17 protein-coding genes are annotated in these 16,346 nt (G+C 65.7%); 5 read left to right on the forward strand and 12 right to left on the reverse strand.

Annotation, left to right across the window (positions count from 1 at the left end):
- Window position 1: 1 nt before the first annotated feature.
- The 7 genes from ACSBP4_RS02085 to ACSBP4_RS02115 form a co-directional block, all read right to left on the reverse strand.
- Window positions 2–1,111: an ABC transporter substrate-binding protein gene (locus ACSBP4_RS02085; protein ID WP_435551234.1), complete on the reverse strand. Its 1,110-nt coding sequence runs from the start codon at window positions 1,109–1,111 to the stop codon at window positions 2–4.
- Between the two features lie 67 nt (window positions 1,112–1,178).
- A complete protein-coding gene (locus ACSBP4_RS02090) occupies window positions 1,179–2,282 on the reverse strand; it encodes an ABC transporter substrate-binding protein (RefSeq protein ID WP_435551235.1) in 1,104 nt (367 codons plus the stop codon).
- Between the two features lie 48 nt (window positions 2,283–2,330).
- Window positions 2,331–3,194, reverse strand: coding sequence for an ABC transporter ATP-binding protein (locus ACSBP4_RS02095; RefSeq protein ID WP_435551236.1), 864 nt, complete (start codon window positions 3,192–3,194; stop codon window positions 2,331–2,333).
- The gene (locus ACSBP4_RS02100) at window positions 3,194–4,303 is read right to left on the reverse strand and encodes a FecCD family ABC transporter permease (RefSeq protein ID WP_006649759.1); all 1,110 of its coding nucleotides are present in this window, start codon (window positions 4,301–4,303) and stop codon (window positions 3,194–3,196) included. The genes ACSBP4_RS02095 and ACSBP4_RS02100 overlap by 1 nt, the downstream gene beginning before the upstream one ends.
- A 120-nt stretch (window positions 4,304–4,423) precedes the next feature.
- A complete protein-coding gene (locus tag ACSBP4_RS02105) occupies window positions 4,424–4,789 on the reverse strand; it encodes a cupin domain-containing protein (protein WP_006649760.1) in 366 nt (121 codons plus the stop codon).
- Window positions 4,790–4,974: 185 nt separating this feature from the next.
- The gene (locus ACSBP4_RS02110) at window positions 4,975–5,169 is read right to left on the reverse strand and encodes a cold-shock protein (RefSeq protein ID WP_005554588.1); all 195 of its coding nucleotides are present in this window, start codon (window positions 5,167–5,169) and stop codon (window positions 4,975–4,977) included.
- An 87-nt stretch (window positions 5,170–5,256) separates the two neighbouring features.
- Entirely contained in the window at window positions 5,257–5,475 is a 219-nt protein-coding gene (locus ACSBP4_RS02115; protein ID WP_006649761.1) for a hypothetical protein, read from the reverse strand.
- Window positions 5,476–5,558: 83 nt separating this feature from the next.
- Between ACSBP4_RS02115 and ACSBP4_RS02120 the strand changes: the two genes are divergently transcribed.
- The 3 genes from ACSBP4_RS02120 (at window position 5,559) to ACSBP4_RS02130 (ending at window position 10,267) form a co-directional block, all read left to right on the forward strand.
- Window positions 5,559–6,020: an Lrp/AsnC family transcriptional regulator gene (locus ACSBP4_RS02120; protein ID WP_006182886.1), complete on the forward strand. Its 462-nt coding sequence runs from the start codon at window positions 5,559–5,561 to the stop codon at window positions 6,018–6,020.
- Window positions 6,021–6,324: 304 nt separating this feature from the next.
- The gene (locus ACSBP4_RS02125; RefSeq protein WP_049965432.1) at window positions 6,325–7,821 is read left to right on the forward strand and encodes a proton-conducting transporter transmembrane domain-containing protein; all 1,497 of its coding nucleotides are present in this window, start codon (window positions 6,325–6,327) and stop codon (window positions 7,819–7,821) included.
- Window positions 7,811–10,267, forward strand: coding sequence for a DUF2309 domain-containing protein (locus tag ACSBP4_RS02130; RefSeq protein WP_435551237.1), 2,457 nt, complete (start codon window positions 7,811–7,813; stop codon window positions 10,265–10,267). Before ACSBP4_RS02125 ends, ACSBP4_RS02130 begins: the two co-directional genes overlap by 11 nt.
- An 18-nt stretch (window positions 10,268–10,285) precedes the next feature.
- Here the strand turns inward: ACSBP4_RS02130 and ACSBP4_RS02135 are convergent, their stop codons facing one another.
- Window positions 10,286–11,005 carry a carbonic anhydrase gene (locus tag ACSBP4_RS02135; protein WP_435551238.1) on the reverse strand — a complete coding sequence of 240 codons (720 nt, stop codon included), beginning with the start codon at window positions 11,003–11,005 and terminating at the stop codon, window positions 10,286–10,288.
- A 130-nt stretch (window positions 11,006–11,135) separates the two neighbouring features.
- Here ACSBP4_RS02135 and ACSBP4_RS02140 point away from each other — a divergent pair, with 130 nt between their 5' ends.
- Entirely contained in the window at window positions 11,136–12,152 is a 1,017-nt protein-coding gene (locus ACSBP4_RS02140) for an NADP-dependent oxidoreductase (RefSeq protein ID WP_435551239.1), read from the forward strand.
- Between the two features lie 34 nt (window positions 12,153–12,186).
- On the opposite strand, the gene ACSBP4_RS02145 is transcribed toward ACSBP4_RS02140, so the two are convergent.
- From ACSBP4_RS02145 to ACSBP4_RS02160, 4 genes are all read right to left on the reverse strand, one after another.
- Window positions 12,187–12,699, reverse strand: a complete 513-nt coding sequence (locus ACSBP4_RS02145; protein WP_338044089.1) for a DUF4870 domain-containing protein — start codon at window positions 12,697–12,699, stop codon at window positions 12,187–12,189.
- A gap of 31 nt (window positions 12,700–12,730) precedes the next feature.
- Window positions 12,731–13,534, reverse strand: coding sequence for an ABC transporter permease (locus ACSBP4_RS02150; protein ID WP_435551240.1), 804 nt, complete (start codon window positions 13,532–13,534; stop codon window positions 12,731–12,733).
- Window positions 13,534–14,541: an ABC transporter ATP-binding protein gene (locus ACSBP4_RS02155; protein ID WP_049905774.1), complete on the reverse strand. Its 1,008-nt coding sequence runs from the start codon at window positions 14,539–14,541 to the stop codon at window positions 13,534–13,536. Before ACSBP4_RS02155 ends, ACSBP4_RS02150 begins: the two co-directional genes overlap by 1 nt.
- Window positions 14,542–14,635: 94 nt before the next feature.
- Window positions 14,636–15,874 (reverse strand): CBS domain-containing protein, encoded by a 1,239-nt coding sequence (locus tag ACSBP4_RS02160; protein ID WP_435551241.1) that lies wholly within the window; start codon window positions 15,872–15,874, stop codon window positions 14,636–14,638.
- Window positions 15,875–16,070: 196 nt separating this feature from the next.
- On the opposite strand from ACSBP4_RS02160, the gene ACSBP4_RS02165 reads away from it, so the two are divergent.
- Entirely contained in the window at window positions 16,071–16,322 is a 252-nt protein-coding gene (locus tag ACSBP4_RS02165; protein WP_049965439.1) for a hypothetical protein, read from the forward strand.
- Window positions 16,323–16,346 lie beyond the last annotated feature (24 nt).

The raw sequence follows: 16,346 nt of genomic DNA on the forward strand, positions 1-16,346 counted from the left end.
ACTAGAAGTCGCCGTTGACGATGTCGCTGACTTCCTGCGGGTCGTACAGTTGCTCGTCGACGCCGTAGAGCTGCTCGGCCAACCGCTGAGTGGCGACGAGGTTGATGATCGGGCCCTGATAGAACGGGACGGTCTTGTATACGTTGTCGTTCTGGACGGCCGTCAGTTTCTGCCCGGCGTCGTGGCTCTGTATCGGTTCGATGTAGTTTTGCTGGAACTCCTCCTCGCTGAGGTATTGTTCGGTACGAAGCAGGATGTACTCCGGATCGACTTCGAGGAGCGTCTCGTAGTCGATCGATCCGCGGGTGCTGTGGAAGTTCTGGACGTCGGAGTTCGCGAGCGCGTCCTCGACTCCGAGGTCCCGTAGGTGTTTGTAACTCGTCGACTCGTCGATGGTGTAGGGGAGGAACGAGTCGTCCGCTATCTGCGGGTACAGGACTGCAGCCTCAGGTCGATCGCTCGAGGGAACGACGTTCTCGAGTTCCGACTGGAACTCGTCGTGTAGCGTCTCGAACTCGTCGTAGCGTTCCTGTTCCTGGAAGACTTCGGCGAGTTTCTCGAAGGCCTCGTACATCGTGAGGTAGTCGTAGTCCTCATGCCACGAGTAGCCCCGAGAGGTGATACTGTTCCCGAAGAACGGCGTCCCCGTCGATTCGATCCGCTCGATGGCGTCACCGCTCCAGTCGGCCCGTCCCGTGAGGAAGTTCGGATCCATGACGAGGGCATCCACGTCCTCGGCAAGGTCCATGAACTTCTCGGGGCCGAACTCGTCGTCCCACAGTGTTTCGATATCGTCCGGGTCGACGCTCACGTCGGGAATGTCGTCGTAATACCCCCTATGTAACCGCCCCGCAATATAGAGTCCCACCGGCGGCTCCTGACCCAGTGCGATCCCCATGTCTGCCCAATCCGCGGTGCCGGCGGCCCACGTCTCGGGGACCGACTCGAACTCGACGTCGCCGACCGGCGGCATCGAGACCGTGTACGGATCGACATCGCCCTCGTCGTCCGATCCGTCACCGCTGATACAGCCGGCCAACGCGCTCACGCCCGCGATGGTCCCGCTCGTTCGAAGCACGTTGCGCCGCGTCCACGTCGGTTCGTCACTCATAACTTTTAGGCTGGCCTAAAACAATAAAAGTGTTCCGAACCCGACGCTGTCTCGCTCCCGCCGAGCATCACTCGCCGGTGACGATATCGCCGACGGCCTGCCGGTCGAACAGCTCCTCGCCGCCGAACTCGTCGGGATAAATCCCCTGTGCCGCCCGCTCGAGTTGGAACAGGTGGATAATCGGTCCCTGATAGGTCATGCCACCGTAGACGACGCGGTCGTTCCGGACCGCACGGAGTTCACTCGCGACATCGTGATCGCGCATGAACGAGACGATCCCCCGTTCGAAATCCGACTCGGTGGTCTCCCCTTGCTGTCTGATCGCGATGACGTCGGGATCGATCTCGAGCAACGTCTCGTAGTCGATGGTGCCACTCGCCGCCTGCGCGTCGCCGACGCCGTTCGCGGCGAGCGCGCCGTCGACCTGCAGATCGGCCCAGTGTTTGGACTGGGTATCGTCCTCGATGTGGTACGGGTAGAACGCGTCCGGCTCGGTCGAGGCGGGGACGAGGACCGCAACCTCGGGCCGCTCGTCGGGGAGTCGGGACTGCACGTCGGCCAGCACGTCATCGTGGAGCCGTTCGAACGCCTCGTAGCGTTCTCGCTCCTGAAAAACCTCCGCTACCTTCTCGAAGGCCTCGTAGAGGGTGTAGCGAGGGTAGTCGTGCCACTCGTAACTGGCCGAGAAGACGGTGTTGCCGACGAACGGCGCGACGTTGTCGTCGATTTCGTCGACCGCTTCCCGGCTCCAGCCAAGCCGGTTGATCATGAAGTTCGGATCGATGAGGTGGACGTCGGCCTCGAGTTCGTAGAACACCTCCTGCCCGGTCCCGTCGTCCCAGAGTTCGGTCAGGTCGTCCGGTTCGACCGAGACGCCCGGTAGTTCGTCGTAGTAGTGGGTTCCGTACCGGCTCTGCAAGCCGATTCCGACCAGCCCGTCGGCCCGTCCGAGCGCAACGCCCATGTCCGCGTAATCCCCTGTATAGGGGAGCCACGTCTCGGGCACGGAGTCGAACTCGACGGTACCGACGGGCTCCATCGTGACGGAGTACTCGCTCTCGCCGTCTCCCGTCCCCTGCGAGCCGAGACAGCCAGCGGTCATACCGAGCCCGGTGATCGCTGCTCCCGTTTTCATCAGGCGTCGTCTCGTCCGTTTCGATTCGGTGGCCATTGATGTTTAGGCTGGCCTAAAAATACAAAAACGTTCCGACTGGCGGCGTCAGCTCCGGCTATTCGAGAGTGCCCGCTTCGGCAGTACCTGCAGTTCGGGCTCGTACTCGACGGTGGCCTCGACGCCAAAGGCGTCGGCGAGCAACTGTTCCGTCACGACTTCCTCAGGCGGCCCCCAGTCATAGAGTTCGCCGTCGCACATCGCGACCAGATAGTCCGCGAACCGGGCCGCCTGTGAGATGTCGTGGAGAATGACCGCGACCGTCACGCCCCGTTCCTCGTTCAGTTGTCGAATCGTCTCGAGGACGCGGAACTGGTGGTGAATGTCCAGAAACGTCGTTGGCTCGTCGAGCAACAGGACGTCGGTGTCCTGTGCCAGCACCATGGCGATCCAGGCCAGTTGCTTCTGCCCGCCGCTCAGCTGACCGAGTTCCGACTCCCGGAGGTGGTCGATTCCCGCCAACTCGATCGCGCGTTCGACTGCCTGCTGGTCCTCCTCGCTGACGCCGTCGAAAAAGCCCCGATGCGGGTAGCGGCCGTGATAGATGAGATCCTCGACCGAGATCGAGCCGAGCGAGTCGTTCTCCTGCGAGAGGACACCCATTTCGCGCGCCAGTTCCTTGCGACTGAACGCATCGAGGTCCTTGCCGTGTATCTGTACGGACCCCGCGTTCGGCTCGAGATGCTTCGAGAGCGCCTTCAGCAGGGTACTCTTCCCGCTGCCGTTGGGTCCAACGAGCGCGGTCACCGCTCCCTCGGGGATGTCGAGGCGCGCGCAGTCGACGATGGTTTCCTCGCTCGTCGGATAACTGAGTTCGAGGTCGTCGCCGACCAGTGCGCTCTCGACCGCGTTGCCGTCATCGTCGGTGATCCGCTCCTGTTCTCGATCCCCGCTCTGCTGTGTGCGTGACATTATAGCTCACCCATCGATTGCTGCTTCCGCATCAGATAGAGGAAATACGGGCCGCCGATCAGTCCGGTGACGACGCCGACGGGCATCTGAGCCCCGCCCAGCGCGAGTCGCGCACCGACGTCGGCGGACACCATCAGTGCGGGTCCGGCGAAGAGACACCCGACCATCAGGCGTCGGTAGTCCCCACCGACCGTGTTCCGGACGATGTGGGGAACGACGAGGCCGAAGAAGCTGACGATACCGGCGACGGCGATTGCGGCGCTGGCGGCCACGATCGCGACGGCCGAGAGAGAAAACCGGACCCGTTCGACGCGCATACCGAGCGAGCGAGCGGTGCTTTCACCCAACATGAGGACGTTCAACTGCCGCGCACCGGCGAGCGCGATCGCGATCGCCACGGCCGCTGGCAGGACTGCGATCCGTACTTCTTCCCAGCCGGTGCCCGTGAGCGATCCCGTCAGCCAGGCGATCGCCGTCTGGACGACACCCAGATCGTCCGCGAAGAAGAACAGCCCCTGCTGGAGCGACTGAAAGACCATGTTTACGACAACGCCTGCGAGTACGAGTCGGACGGGGCTCGTCCCGCCCTTCCAGGCGATCGAGTAGACGGTCACGAACGCGGCCGTCCCGCCCAGGGCGGCGATCAGCGGCAGGAACGGCGTGAGGCCGCTAAAGACGACCAACGTCGCCAGCACGGCGAATCCAGCGCCGGAACTGACGCCGAGTACGAACGGACTCGCCAGTTCGTTCCGCGTCACGGCCTGGAAGATCGCACCGGAAATCGCGAGCGTCGCACCGGCGATGATCGCGACGAACACCCGCGGCATTCGGAGGGTCCAGACGACGATGCTCGCGGTACTCATCTCCGGCAGGTCCGTCCCGAAGAGGAACGCCGACCAGGCGTGGAGGTTGAATATCACGCTGGGCTCGAACACCGCTTGCCAGGCCTCGAGGAACGTCATCGAGTACTCCCCGAAGCTCACCTGTACGAGTCCGGCGACGACGGTGATGACCGTACTCGCCAGACAAAAGAGGACAAGCCGCCCGGTTACCCATCCCTCCCGCTCTCGGGCGGACCTGTGTCCCTCGACCGACTGCGCTTCTCCCATCACATTTAGGTGTGCCTAAAAGACGTTTAGTAGTTGCGGTTGCAGAACGATGTGACAATCGCTGCCACCAGCCGGAGTCGGTCGGTTCTCCCGACTCGATCCGCACGACGGGCCGTGCCGTTACTCGAGCAACTCGATCTCGTCGTCGCCGTTTGGCACCGCACAGATGAACGCGCCCGGCCGGTCGCTCTCGTTGCGGTACCAGTGGACCGTCCCCGCGGGGATAAGCAGCGAGTCGCCGGCTTCGACCTCGTACTCCTCGTCCTCGAGCCCCACGGTGTACTCGCCCGCGAGGACGTACTGTTCGTGTTCGACGTCGTTGGTGTGTTTCGGTACCTCGGCGCCGGGCTCGAGGACGAACCGCCGGATCGCAAACGTCGGCGCGCCGTGATCGTCGTTGAGCAGGACGGCCTTCTCGAGGCCGTCGGCCGCCTCGACGGTCTCGTACTCGAGGTCCGCGCCGCGGCGAAGCAGTGGCTCGGTCATACCGGAACACAAGCGCCGTCGCTACTAAAGGCCAGTGTCACGGCCACGAGCGCTGCGGCTCGGGGATATAAAATACTGCAGTCAAGTGCCGATACCGTTACGAATCATAGCACCGACTGAAACGCTTTCCGCCGCTCGCACGGAAGCGTGCGAGCGACGGGCAGCGGGTTCCAGTCGCCGCTACCTTACAGGCGCTCGACGTTCGTCGCGCGCGGGCCCTTGGGGGCCTGCTCGATGTCGAACTCGAGTTCCTGTCCTTCTTCCAGGTCCGGGCCGCCGATGTCTTCCATGTGGAAGAACACGTCGTCGTCCGCGTCCTCAGTCTCGATGAATCCGTAGCCGCCAGTGTCGTTGAAGAAATCAACGGTTCCTTTCGCCATTGCTTCTAAAGAGAACGGCCGGGAAGTCTTAAACCCTGTGACTCCGGAGTCGTCTCGAGAACTGTCGGATACGACGCGCTCGGGCCCTCAGATACTGTCGCCGTCCTCGAGGCGCTGGACCGAGATAGCGATGAAGTACACCAGCATGAACACGAAAAAGCCCCCCGAGAGGCCGACCAGTTCCACCGTTCCCACGCCGTCGGGGTTGATGAAGGCAAAGGCCGCCATCCCGACGACGAACACGGCGATGATGAAGCCGCCGACGGCGTAGTAGAAGCCGAGATCCGACTCGAGTCGTTCGCGCATGCCTTCCCCTTTCGGCTCCCAGTATAAGTATTCGGAGTCTTGGGAGCCGAAGTACCTTATAGCCGCCGCGGCAACGAACGCGTATGGCGGAGTACGAGCTGGACGCGGTCGACCGGGAGATCCTCTACGCGCTCCAGGAGGAGGCACGGAACCTCTCCTCCAGCGAGATCGCCGACCGGACCGACGCCTCCTCGAGTACGGTCCGCAAGCGCATTCAGCGACTGGAGTCCGAGGGGGTCATCAAGGGCTACAGCGCCAACATCGATTACACGAAGTCCGGCTATCCGATCCGGATGCTACTGTTCTGTACGGCACCGATCCCCGACCGCGGGGAGTACATCGACGACCTGCTCGAGATTTCGGGCGTCGTCTCGGTGCAGGAGTTGATCACGGGCGAGCGGAACCTCCTCGTGACCGTGGTCGTCGAGAACGACAGGGCCGTCACGCCGATCGCACAGCAGATCGCGGACATGGGACTGACGATCACCGACGAAGTCCTCGTCCGCAGTCATCGATCGACCTCGTTCGACGAGTTCTCTTCCTAACGCGGTCGTCGGGAACCCCGACCTCGACGACCGGCGCGAGGGGACCGGGCCCGCGGGCTTCGTATCGACAGCCGGAGGCGACTTCGTCATGCGATTCAGCCGAAAGCCGCCGGCTCGGCGCTCGAGCGGCCGGTTACGAACGATCGTAACGGCCCGTGTCGCCGACTAACGAACGATTTGTTCGAACCGAAGGCTATAATAACCGCTCTGTTCACATATGGGGTAGAGACGACCGGTTACGCAAGTGTTGCCGCGAACGACACGTCGCGACGGGACCCGGTCCCGTACTGGTCGACTACGATACATGACCGAGGACACAGCAACGATCGACGACGACGTCGCACAGCGCCCCGAACCGACGCCGCCGAGTTCGGCCGTGCCGCGAGCGTCGACCTGGACGGTCTGGACGCTCTTTCTGGCCAGTCTCGGCGTTCTCGCGCTGACGGTTCGAGGGGGTGCCGGCTGGGAGTTTTCGACGCTCCTGCGGGTTGACGGATTGACCGCGGTCATGTGGGTCGTGGTCACGTTCTTCAGTGGGATCGTCCACAGCTACTCGCGGCGCTACATGGCCGGCGACCGTGACATCGAGCGGTTCTTCGGTCGCGTGTTCGGCTTTACCCTCGCCGTCATGACGATGACCGCGGCGAACCACGTCGCGCTGTTCGTGGCCGCGTGGCTGGCGATGGGCCTGCTGCTGGCCGGTCTCATCGGCCACGTTCGCGACTGGCCACAGGCCCAGGCCGCCGGCCGAGTCGCCCGCCGCTATTTCCTCGCCAGCAGCGCCCTGCTCGCCGGCTCGGTGGCGCTGCTCGCCTGGGCGACCGGCGCGATGACGCTCACCGGGATCCTCACCGGGCTCGAGGGCGTCTCGCCGACGGTCACGCTCGTCGCCGCCGCGGGGGTCGTCCTCGCGGCGATGGTCCAGTCGGCGCTCGTGCCGTTTCACGGGTGGCTGCTGTCGTCGATGACCGCGCCGACGCCGGCGTCGGCCCTGATGCACGCCGGGTTCGTCAACGCGGGCGGGGTCCTGTTGACCAGGTTCGCGCCGCTGGTCGGCAACGAACTCGTGATCATGTCGGCGATCGTCCTCGTCGGCGCGGTCAGTGCCCTGCTCGGGCAGGCGATGATCCTCGTCCAGACGGACGTCAAGCGCAAGCTCGGCAGCTCGACGATCGCCCAGATGGGCTTTATGTTACTCCAGTGTGGGCTCGGCTTTTTCGCCGCGGCCATCGCTCACCTCATCCTGCACGGTTTCTACAAGGCGTATCTCTTCCTCTCGTCGGGGGCTGGCGTCGAGCGCGTAGCTCCCAAAGATGCGGGCCACACCGAACTCGGCTTCCCCGGGATCGCCGTCAGCCTCGTGACGGCCGTCGGTGGCGGCGCGCTCTTTGGCATCCTCACCGGAAAGGCGACGAGCCTGACGCTGAACAGCGGCACCATCCTGACGCTAGTCGTGGTCCTGACGACGCTGACCGCGGCCCGCGATATCCTCCGCCGCTCGACCCTGCCGACGATGGTCCGGTTCGTCAGCGTCCCGCTGGTCGTCCTGACCGCCATCGGCGGCTACGCCGTGATGTTCAACGCCGTCTCGTCGATGCTGTCCGGCGTCCCGATGACCCACGTTTCGACCGAGCTGACCGTCGTCCACTACCTCGTCGTCGCCCTCTTCGTCGGGGCGTATCTCGTCGCGGAACTCGGCTGGTATCGCTCGAGCGAGCGTCTCTACGTCGCCTTGCTGAACGTTTCCCAACCCGATCCGTCGACCGTCCTCACCAACACGGAGGAATACAATGACGCGTAACACCGACGACGCCCGTCGCATCGAAGCGAGCATCGACAGCGCGGCCGAGCGCATCGGCTCGGTCTGGCCGCTGCACTCGTTCGTCACGGCCAACCCCCTCTCGGGGTTCGAGGACGAGCCGTTCCACCGCGCCGTCGCGGAAGCCGAAGAGCTGTTCGGCGGCCGGGGCTACCCCCACCCGTCGGTCTTCCGCCGCGCCTGGGAGTCGGGCCGTATCGACGCCGACACGCTCCGGGCGGAACTGGCGGCCCACGGGATCGACCGCGATCCCGAGACGCTGCTCGAGGAGATGGCCGACGCCGAAGCGGAACGCACGGCCGCAGACCCCGACGACGCGACCGAGACCGTCGATCGGGTCCTCTCGAAGTGGCTCGCGGCCTTCCTCGACGAGGGGCAGGCCAAGTGGCCGATGCCCAACCGTGAGGCGGGGTTCTATCGGGCGTGGCGCGCGGTGGCCCCCCACGACGGCGACGTGCCCGGCCCCGCCGACGCCGACGACCTGCCCGAGACGGCAATCGAGGCGCTCGAGTCGGTCCTCGGCGACTACCCCGAGGGGCGCTGGGTCGAGATCCTCGAGGCCCATCTCGCGGCGTTGCCGGGCTGGAGCGGGTTCATCACGCAGCGGACCGACGACGCCGTCGATCCGTGGCAGGAGCAGTACCCGATCACGCTGGCTCAGTACCTCGCCGTGCGGCTGACGATCACGGATCTGCTCGACGCGCCGATCGATCTCGACGCCGGCGACGGGATCGACGCCGATGCCGACGAGGTCCCGCTGCCCGAGATCTGGCTGACCGCCTGGGAGAAGAGCTACCGCGAGCGACTCCTCGACGGGATCGACGACGCCGTGACCGATCCCGCAACCGCCGGGGACGGCGGCCGTCCGGCCGCCCAGCTCGTGTTCTGTATCGACACCCGTTCGGAGGTGATCCGCCGTCACATCGAGGCGCAGGGCCCCTACGAGACCCACGGCTACGCGGGCTTTTTCGGCGTGCCGATGCGCCACCGCGGCTACGAGGCCGCGGCCGACACCGACGCCTGCCCGCCGATCGTCGAGCCCGAACACCGGATCGTCGACCGGCCCGCCGACGCCGAGTCGGCCACCGCCCGCGACCGCTGGACCGGGCTCGCCACGGCCGCGCGCAAACACTTCAAGACGCTCAAGTCCAACCTCGTCGCCGCCTTTACGTTCGTCGAGGGGGCCGGCAGCGCCTACGGGTCGGCGATGGCCGCGCGGACGCTCTCGCCGTCGACGATCGCCACGCTTCAGTCCGCCATCGCGGAGCGCGTCCCGAGCCGCCACGAGGCCGCCGCGCCCGCCGTCGACTACGACGCGTACGACGATCACGACCACGCCGACCACGCCCTCCCGCAGGGGATGAGCCACGAGGCGAAAGTCGAGTACGCTCGGAACGCCTTCGAACTCATGGGCTGGACCGAGTTCGCCCGGCTGGTCGTCTTCACGGGCCACGCGAGCGAGACGACGAACAACCCCTTCGGCTCGAGTCTCGACTGCGGGGCCTGTGCCGGCAACCCCGGCGGCCCCAACGCCCGCGTCCTCGCGGCGATCTGTAACGACCCGGACGTCAAGGCGGCGCTGCGCGAACACGGGATCGATATCCCCGAGGACACCGTCTTCCTCGCGGGCGAACACAACACGACGACCGACGAGATCACGCTGTTCGACGACGACGTGCCCGAGAGCCACCGTGAGGACCTCGCGTCCCTGCGCGCGGACCTCGCCCGCGCCCGCGCCGAGGCCGCCGCCGAGCGCACCGCGTCGGCCGACGACGAGGCGGCCGTCGACGAAGTCGAGCGCAAGGCGGCCGACTGGGCCGAGACCCGTCCCGAGTGGGGGCTGGCCGGCAACGCCTCGTTCGTTATCGGGCCGCGCGAACTGACCGCCGACCGCGACCTCGACGGCCGCGCGTTCCTCCACTCCTACGACTGGTCGGTCGATCCGGACGGCGACGCCCTCGAGGCGATCGTCACGGGGCCGCTCGTGGTCACCCAGTGGATCAACAACCAGTACTACTTCGCGACGGTCGACAACGGCGTCTACGGGAGCGGCTCGAAGGTCACCCAGAACCCGGTGGGCAACGTCGGCGTCGTCCAGGGCAACGGCGGTGACTTGTTGACCGGCCTGCCGCTGCAATCGCTCAAACTCGACGACGAGCGCCCGTTCCACCAGCCGCTGCGCCTGACCGCGGTGATCCACGCGCCCCGCGAGCGCGTGACCGAGATCCTCCGCGACCACGAGGACGTCAGGGAACTGCTCGACAACGGGTGGATCGGCGATCTGACCGTCGTCGATCCCGAACGCGACAACGAGTCGTTCCACTACGCGGGCGATCTCGAGTGGGCGAGCCACCGCGAGGAGGCGACTCCGGAGGCGGCGACGCCGACGGAGACGACGCCGGTCGCGGAGTCGACGGCCGACGACTGACGCTGCTCGCGGTCGCCGTCACTCCACCGATCCGTCGCCGTACAGCAGACTTTTCACCGCTGACTCGTCGCCCGACGGCACCCGTTCGGCGAGGACGTCGGGATCGGTCTCGCCGTCGACGCTGACGAGATACGCACGCCCCGGCTCGTCGCCGTAGACGCCCTGAAAGTCGTAGACGAAGCCGTAGACATCGACCCGGTCCGGGATCTCGTCGGCGGCACACAGCGAGCGGGCCTGATAGTCGACGTTGTACTCGACGAGCCGGTTGATGACGGCCTCGTCGTCGGCCGCGCGGTCGATCAGCCCGCTCTCGAGGGCCTCTTCGATCACGGGGACGAGCATATCGACCCACTTGTCGACGCCGCGCGGCCCGGGCGGATCCCCACCGGTCGCGACCCGATAGGCGGCGGTGACCGCCCCACAGCCGGTGTGGCCCACGACGGCGACGGCGTCGGTCCCGGTGTGGTGGATCGGATAGAGGACGCCGCCGTCGACGATCCGCTCCCCGTTGTCGTCGTCCCAGACCTGATTCCCGATGTTGCTGGGCGTAAACACCGTTCCCGGCCGATCGACGCCCCACATCCCCTCGTGAGAGACCCGCGAGTCGGAACAACAGACCGCGACGACGGACGGGTGCTGGCCGGTCTGGACGTCCGCGAAATGCTCCTCGGGCAGCGACTCGACGTGGCGGCGGTTCCCAGCGAGTAGCCGCTCGAGGGTATCGCGATCGGTTCCCATACTCGACCTACACGAACGGTGATGAAAAAGGTTCGAGGCCAGTATCCCGTCGTGGGAAGACGGCGCCCGCGCCGACGCCGCGAGGTTCCGCGAGCCCAATCTTCACCTATGACCGTCTCCATGAGTGGGTATGGCAGAAACCAGACAGTGGCAACTTGCCAGCCGCCCCGTCGGCGAACCGACTCACGACAACTTCGAACTCGTCACCGTCGACCGGCCCGAACCGGACAACGGTGAGGTACTGGTCGAGACGCTCTATCAGTCGGTCGACCCGTACATGCGCGGTCGCATGCGCGACGCGGAATCGTACGCCGAACCCTGGGACGTCGGCGACCCGATGAAAGCAAGTGTCGTCGGCGAGGTCGTAGAGTCAAACAGCGGCCGGTTCGACGAGGGCGACATCGTCACCGGTGAGCTCCTGTGGGCGGAACACGCCGTCGCGGACGCGAACGAACTCCAGCGAGTCAATCCCGACCACGGACCGATCTCGACCGCGCTGGGCGTTCTCGGAATGCCCGGCGTCACGGCCTACTGGGGGCTGAACGACGTCGGTGACCCGAAACCCGGCGACACGGTGGTCGTCTCCGCCGCGGCGGGCGCGGTCGGCTCCGTCGTCGGTCAGCTCGCCCGCCTCGCGGGCGCTCGAGTGGTCGGTACCGCCGGGAGCGAGGCGAAGATCGACTGGCTCACCGACGACCTCGGTTTCGACGCCGCGATCAACTACAAGGAGACCGACGACCTCTCGAGCGCGATCGACGAGACCTGTCCCGACGGCGTCGACGTCTACTTCGACAACGTCGGCGGCCCGATCACCGACGCCGTCTGGCCTCGGCTGAACGTCGACGCTCGCGTCGCGGTCTGTGGCCAGATCGCGCTCTACAACGAGACCGAGGTGCCGACCGGCCCGCGGAAACTCGCCAAGCTCATCGAATCCCGCGCGACGGTCGAAGGGCTCCTCGTCAGCGACTACCAGCCCCGGTGGGGCGAGGCCCTCGAGCGACTCTCGACGTTCGTTCAGAACGGCGACGTCCAGTACCGCGAGAACGTCGTCGAAGGCTTCGAGAACGCACCCGACGCCTTCCTCGGACTGTTCGAGGGCGACAACATCGGGAAGCAGTTGGTGCAGGTCGCCGAGTACGAGGGGTAAGCCGCGCCTCGCCGGCGGCGGTCGTTCCGGTTCTTCAGATGATGTCAGGAGTCGCCGGATACGACCACGCCTCGCCGTCGGCAGCCTTGACCGCGGCGATGGCACAGAACGCCAGATCGACGACCGGCAAGAGCAGTACCGGAACGATGCCGATGATCGCGAGGACGAAGACGGCCGAGACGAGCATGTAGAACGTGAACGCGATCTGCCAGTTCAGCGCGTTCCGCGCGTTCTCCTCGACGAACGGGTCGTCGGTCGCGATGAGGACGATCAGCGGCCCGATGGCCCACGTGAATATCGCGAGGACGTGGGTGAGCGCCGCCATCGTCGTGTCCCCGTCGGTCCGGCGGCTCGAGCCATATTCCGTCCGCGAGTCGCTCCGCGAACCGTCCGAGTCCCAGCTACTCTCCTCGCTCGAGACGCCCCACGAATCGTCGTCAACCGCGTCACCGCACTCGCTGCAGTAGTTCGCGGTCGGCGAGAGCGAGGCACCACAGTTCGGGCAGCTGTCGGGAACCATGGTCCCACATCGAGTCGACGGACAAATAATTGTATCCCGACCGGTCCGTCGATCGCTATCAGTCGGTCAGCCCGTACCCGATCTTGAACAGGTAGACGTCGATCGCCAGTACCAGTCCGGTAGCGGTCGTCAGGATCCCCAGCGCGAACAGCGGCGCGAAGTCGGCGTAGGGCGCGGGCAACACGCCGACGCCGATCAGGTCCGAGTGGCCAAGCAGCCCATAGCGGACGCTGTCGACCATGTAGACCATCGGGTTCAGTAGCGAGAGGGTCACCTGCCAGCCCTGCTCGAACGTCTCGAGCGAGTAGAAGACCGCGCCGAAGAACACGAGCGGTCGGAGGATGAACTGGTTCATGACCGTCAGGTCGTCGAAGTCCCGCGCGACGAGCCCGCCGATAATCCCGAGCCCGGCGAACAGCGCCGTGATGACGACCATCGTCGCGATCAGGAACAGGCCGTGTTCGAACCCGATCGGGACGAACAGCCGGCCGACGGCGGCGATGATGATCCCGACGACCAGGCCACGCACCGCGCTGGCACCGACGTAGGCGACGACCATCTCCGCGTAGGACAGCGGCGAGGTCAGTGTCTCGTGGATGTACTCGTTCCACCGCCCGTGGAAGATCGAGAACGAGGCGTTCTCGAAGGCGTTCGAGATCGCCCCGAGGACGATCAGTCCGGGGACGATAAAGAGAATGTAGGGATAGCCCGCGATCTCGTCGATCCGGCCACCCAGGATCACGCCGAAGACGGCGAAGTAGAGGACGTTCGTGATCGCCGGCGGCATGAACGTGTTCTTCGGCCGGCGGACGAACCGCAATACCTCGCGCCGAAAGAGCGCCCGGAAGCCGACTGACAGCATCAGGCGACCCCCTCCTGTTCGCGCTCCGGTTCACGGCCTTCGGCGGCGCTCTCGCCGTCCGCGCTCTCGGCCGACGATCGCGTGACGGTCCGGTCCTCGCTGCGGGTCAGATCGACGAAGATCTCCTCGAGCGAGGTCCGCGTGATCTCGAGGTCGGCGATCTCGAACCCGCGGGCCTCGAGGTCGTTGAGCAGCCGCGGCGCGGTTGCGCCGCCGTCGTCGACCCGGACCTCGAGCCGGTCTCCCGACACCGTCGTTTCGTGTGCGTAGGCCCCGAGATCCGGCGCGGTCGACGGTTCGGACTCGAGTCGCACGGCGATGGTGTCGGTGCCCCGCTGTTTCAGTTCGTCCGGGGTCGCGACGGTCACCTTCCGGCCCTCGTTCATGATCGCGACCCGATCACAGAGCCGTTCGGCCTCCTCGATGTAGTGAGTCGTCAGCAGGATCGTCGTCCCCTCCTCGTTGAGTTCGGTGACGAGTTCCCAGAGGTCGTGGCGGAGTTGAACGTCGACGCCGGCGGTCGGCTCGTCCAGAATGAGGAGATCGGGATCGGTGACGAGCGCTCGAGCGAGCAGCAGCCGACGTTTCATCCCGCCGGAGAGCCAGTCGAAGCGTTCGTTTCGCTTGTCGTAGATCCCGACGCGTTTGAGGACCTCGTCGGCCCGTTCGGCGGCCTCGTCCTCGGGGATTCCGTGGTAGCCGGCCTTGTGCATCAGCACCTCCTTGATGGGGAAGAAGCGATCGACGTTGAACTCCTGGGGGGCGAGGCCGATGGCGTCGCGAGCTTGCCGGTAATCGTCCTCGACGTCGTGACCGAAGACCCGTGCGTCGCCGCCGGTCTTGCGGACCAGGCCGACCAGCGTATTGATAAACGTCGTCTTGCCCGCCCCATTGGGGCCGAGCAGGCCGAAGAACTCGCCTTCCTCGACGGTCAGCGACAGCTCTTGGAGGGCGCGGAGATCGCCATATTCCTTCACGAGATCGACGGTTTCGATGGCCGGTGGCATCGCCATGGCATCGGCCCCCGCCGCGGTTAAGAATGTTGGTATCGGCACTCGAACCGGCCGATACGGCCGATATCGTTGCTCACACTGGGGGCGCTCAGTCCGCGGTTCGGGGCCGGCTCGAGGGCGCGATCGAACCGCTTTGCTGGACGATATCGAGGGCGGTCATCACGTCGCTGCGCGAGATCAGCCCGACGAGGTCGCCGTCTTCGGGTCGGGCTTCGCCGAACGACCCGCCCGCGTCGGGGGTCTCGACGACGAGGAGTCGGCCGATCCCGTGTTCCTGCATCCGTTCGATTGCGGTCATCGCGTTCGAGTCCGGCGTGATCGTCTGCAGGTCGGTCGTCATCACGTCCGCGACGGTGTAGGCCTCCCGTTCGACCTGATCAATCTCGCGGGCGTCGGACAGGGTCACGAGCCCGACGAGGCCCTCGCCGGTCGCACTGCGTTCGACGACCGGGTAGCCGGTGTGTCGCTCCCGGAACATCCGTTCGATCAGCACCGCGACCGTCGTGTCGGGTTCGACCGTGTGGAGGTCCTCGACCGGCGTCATGATGTCGCCGACGGTGACGTCCTGAAAGGCCGCCTTCATCGTCACCTGCTGGGCCTCGCTCGAGGCGGCGATGAAGACGAAGAAGGCGACGCCGATGAGGATGATGTTCAGTGCGAACAGTCCAAACAGGCCCATGAAGACCGCGAACAGCTTCCCGACGCTCGCGGCCTGTTGGGTCGCCTGCGCGTAGGGGCGGCCCCGGGCCAGCAGCGCGCGCAGCACGCGGCCGCCGTCCATCGGGAACGCGGGGAGCATGTTGAAGACGGCGAGCGCGACGTTCAGAATCGCGAGATAGCCGAGGACGAACCGCGTCCCGCTAAGCAGTCCCGGCGATGCTCCGCCGAGGACTTCGGGCGTGAGGACGAAGAGACCGTAGGAGCCGATGCCGACGAGGACGCTGACGATCGGCCCAGCGATGGCGATGTTCAGTTCCTGTCGCCAGTCTTCGGGCATCTCCGAGAACGAGGCGATACCGCCGAACAGCCAGAGCGTGATCGAATCGATGGGGAACCCGTACCGCTGGGCGGTCAGCGAGTGGCCCAGCTCGTGAAGGACGACGCCGACGAACAGGCCGACAGCGGCTGTCAGCCCGAGGAGCCACGGAATCGGCCCGCCGGTGATGGCCCCGATGTTGATCCCGGCTCCCAGCACCTCGTTGAGGATCTCGGCGACGGGTTCGATCCGTGTGCCGATCAGGTACGCAAACAGCGGCAACACGAGCAAGAACGTGAGATCGAGCTTGATCGGGATCCCGAACAGCGAGCCGATCCGGAAACTTCTCATAGTCGTTTCTTTCGGCGGCGGACCCTTAAGCGCGCCGACGACTCGACGTTTGCGGTCGAAGCCGCGCGGCGCTCGAGCGGTTCGACCGCTCGAGCAGGCTATCGGGACATATAATTGCAATAATACTACCTAGCGTCTCGATACTATGCCTCCCATAGCGTTATATGCGAGTTCGTGGTTTCGTGTTCGTACACTGATGGAAACGACCACCCACTCACCGCGCGTCGACGAGCTACCGGCCGAACTCGAGTCCGCCCAGTCGAAACTGGTCTACCTCTACCTCGAGGCGGCCGGCGAAGCGACCGCGACCGACCTACAGCAGGCGCTTGGCCTCCGAAAACTGGCGATTCTGAGCGTCGTCGGCTCGCTCTCGAGCCGGGGGCTGCTCGAGGAAACCGAGGCCGGCTACGTGACCGCGGCCGCCGCGACCGACCCGATCACGGCTTGACATCCTCCCCGCGCTAAAGCGCGA

It is taken from the genome of Natrinema sp. CGMCC1.2065 (assembly GCF_051225675.1).
Taxonomy (GTDB): Archaea; Halobacteriota; Halobacteria; order Halobacteriales; family Natrialbaceae; genus Natrinema; species Natrinema thermotolerans.

What these genes read in the sequence shown, in the direction of transcription:
- ACSBP4_RS02085 (WP_435551234.1), bottom strand. Translation starts at nt 1,111, where the DNA reads ATGAGTGACGAACCGACGTGGACGCGGCGCAACGTGCTTCGAACGAGC.
- ACSBP4_RS02090 (WP_435551235.1), bottom strand. Translation starts at nt 2,282, where the DNA reads ATGGCCACCGAATCGAAACGGACGAGACGACGCCTGATGAAAACGGGA.
- ACSBP4_RS02095 (WP_435551236.1), bottom strand. Translation starts at nt 3,194, where the DNA reads ATGTCACGCACACAGCAGAGCGGGGATCGAGAACAGGAGCGGATCACC.
- ACSBP4_RS02100 (WP_006649759.1), bottom strand. Translation starts at nt 4,303, where the DNA reads ATGGGAGAAGCGCAGTCGGTCGAGGGACACAGGTCCGCCCGAGAGCGG.
- ACSBP4_RS02105 (WP_006649760.1), bottom strand. Translation starts at nt 4,789, where the DNA reads ATGACCGAGCCACTGCTTCGCCGCGGCGCGGACCTCGAGTACGAGACC.
- ACSBP4_RS02110 (WP_005554588.1), bottom strand. Translation starts at nt 5,169, where the DNA reads ATGGCGAAAGGAACCGTTGATTTCTTCAACGACACTGGCGGCTACGGA.
- ACSBP4_RS02115 (WP_006649761.1), bottom strand. Translation starts at nt 5,475, where the DNA reads ATGCGCGAACGACTCGAGTCGGATCTCGGCTTCTACTACGCCGTCGGC.
- ACSBP4_RS02120 (WP_006182886.1), top strand. Translation starts at nt 5,559, where the DNA reads ATGGCGGAGTACGAGCTGGACGCGGTCGACCGGGAGATCCTCTACGCG.
- ACSBP4_RS02125 (WP_049965432.1), top strand. Translation starts at nt 6,325, where the DNA reads ATGACCGAGGACACAGCAACGATCGACGACGACGTCGCACAGCGCCCC.
- ACSBP4_RS02130 (WP_435551237.1), top strand. Translation starts at nt 7,811, where the DNA reads ATGACGCGTAACACCGACGACGCCCGTCGCATCGAAGCGAGCATCGAC.
- ACSBP4_RS02135 (WP_435551238.1), bottom strand. Translation starts at nt 11,005, where the DNA reads ATGGGAACCGATCGCGATACCCTCGAGCGGCTACTCGCTGGGAACCGC.
- ACSBP4_RS02140 (WP_435551239.1), top strand. Translation starts at nt 11,136, where the DNA reads ATGGCAGAAACCAGACAGTGGCAACTTGCCAGCCGCCCCGTCGGCGAA.
- ACSBP4_RS02150 (WP_435551240.1), bottom strand. Translation starts at nt 13,534, where the DNA reads ATGCTGTCAGTCGGCTTCCGGGCGCTCTTTCGGCGCGAGGTATTGCGG.
- ACSBP4_RS02155 (WP_049905774.1), bottom strand. Translation starts at nt 14,541, where the DNA reads ATGCCACCGGCCATCGAAACCGTCGATCTCGTGAAGGAATATGGCGAT.
- ACSBP4_RS02160 (WP_435551241.1), bottom strand. Translation starts at nt 15,874, where the DNA reads ATGAGAAGTTTCCGGATCGGCTCGCTGTTCGGGATCCCGATCAAGCTC.
- ACSBP4_RS02165 (WP_049965439.1), top strand. Translation starts at nt 16,071, where the DNA reads ATGGAAACGACCACCCACTCACCGCGCGTCGACGAGCTACCGGCCGAA.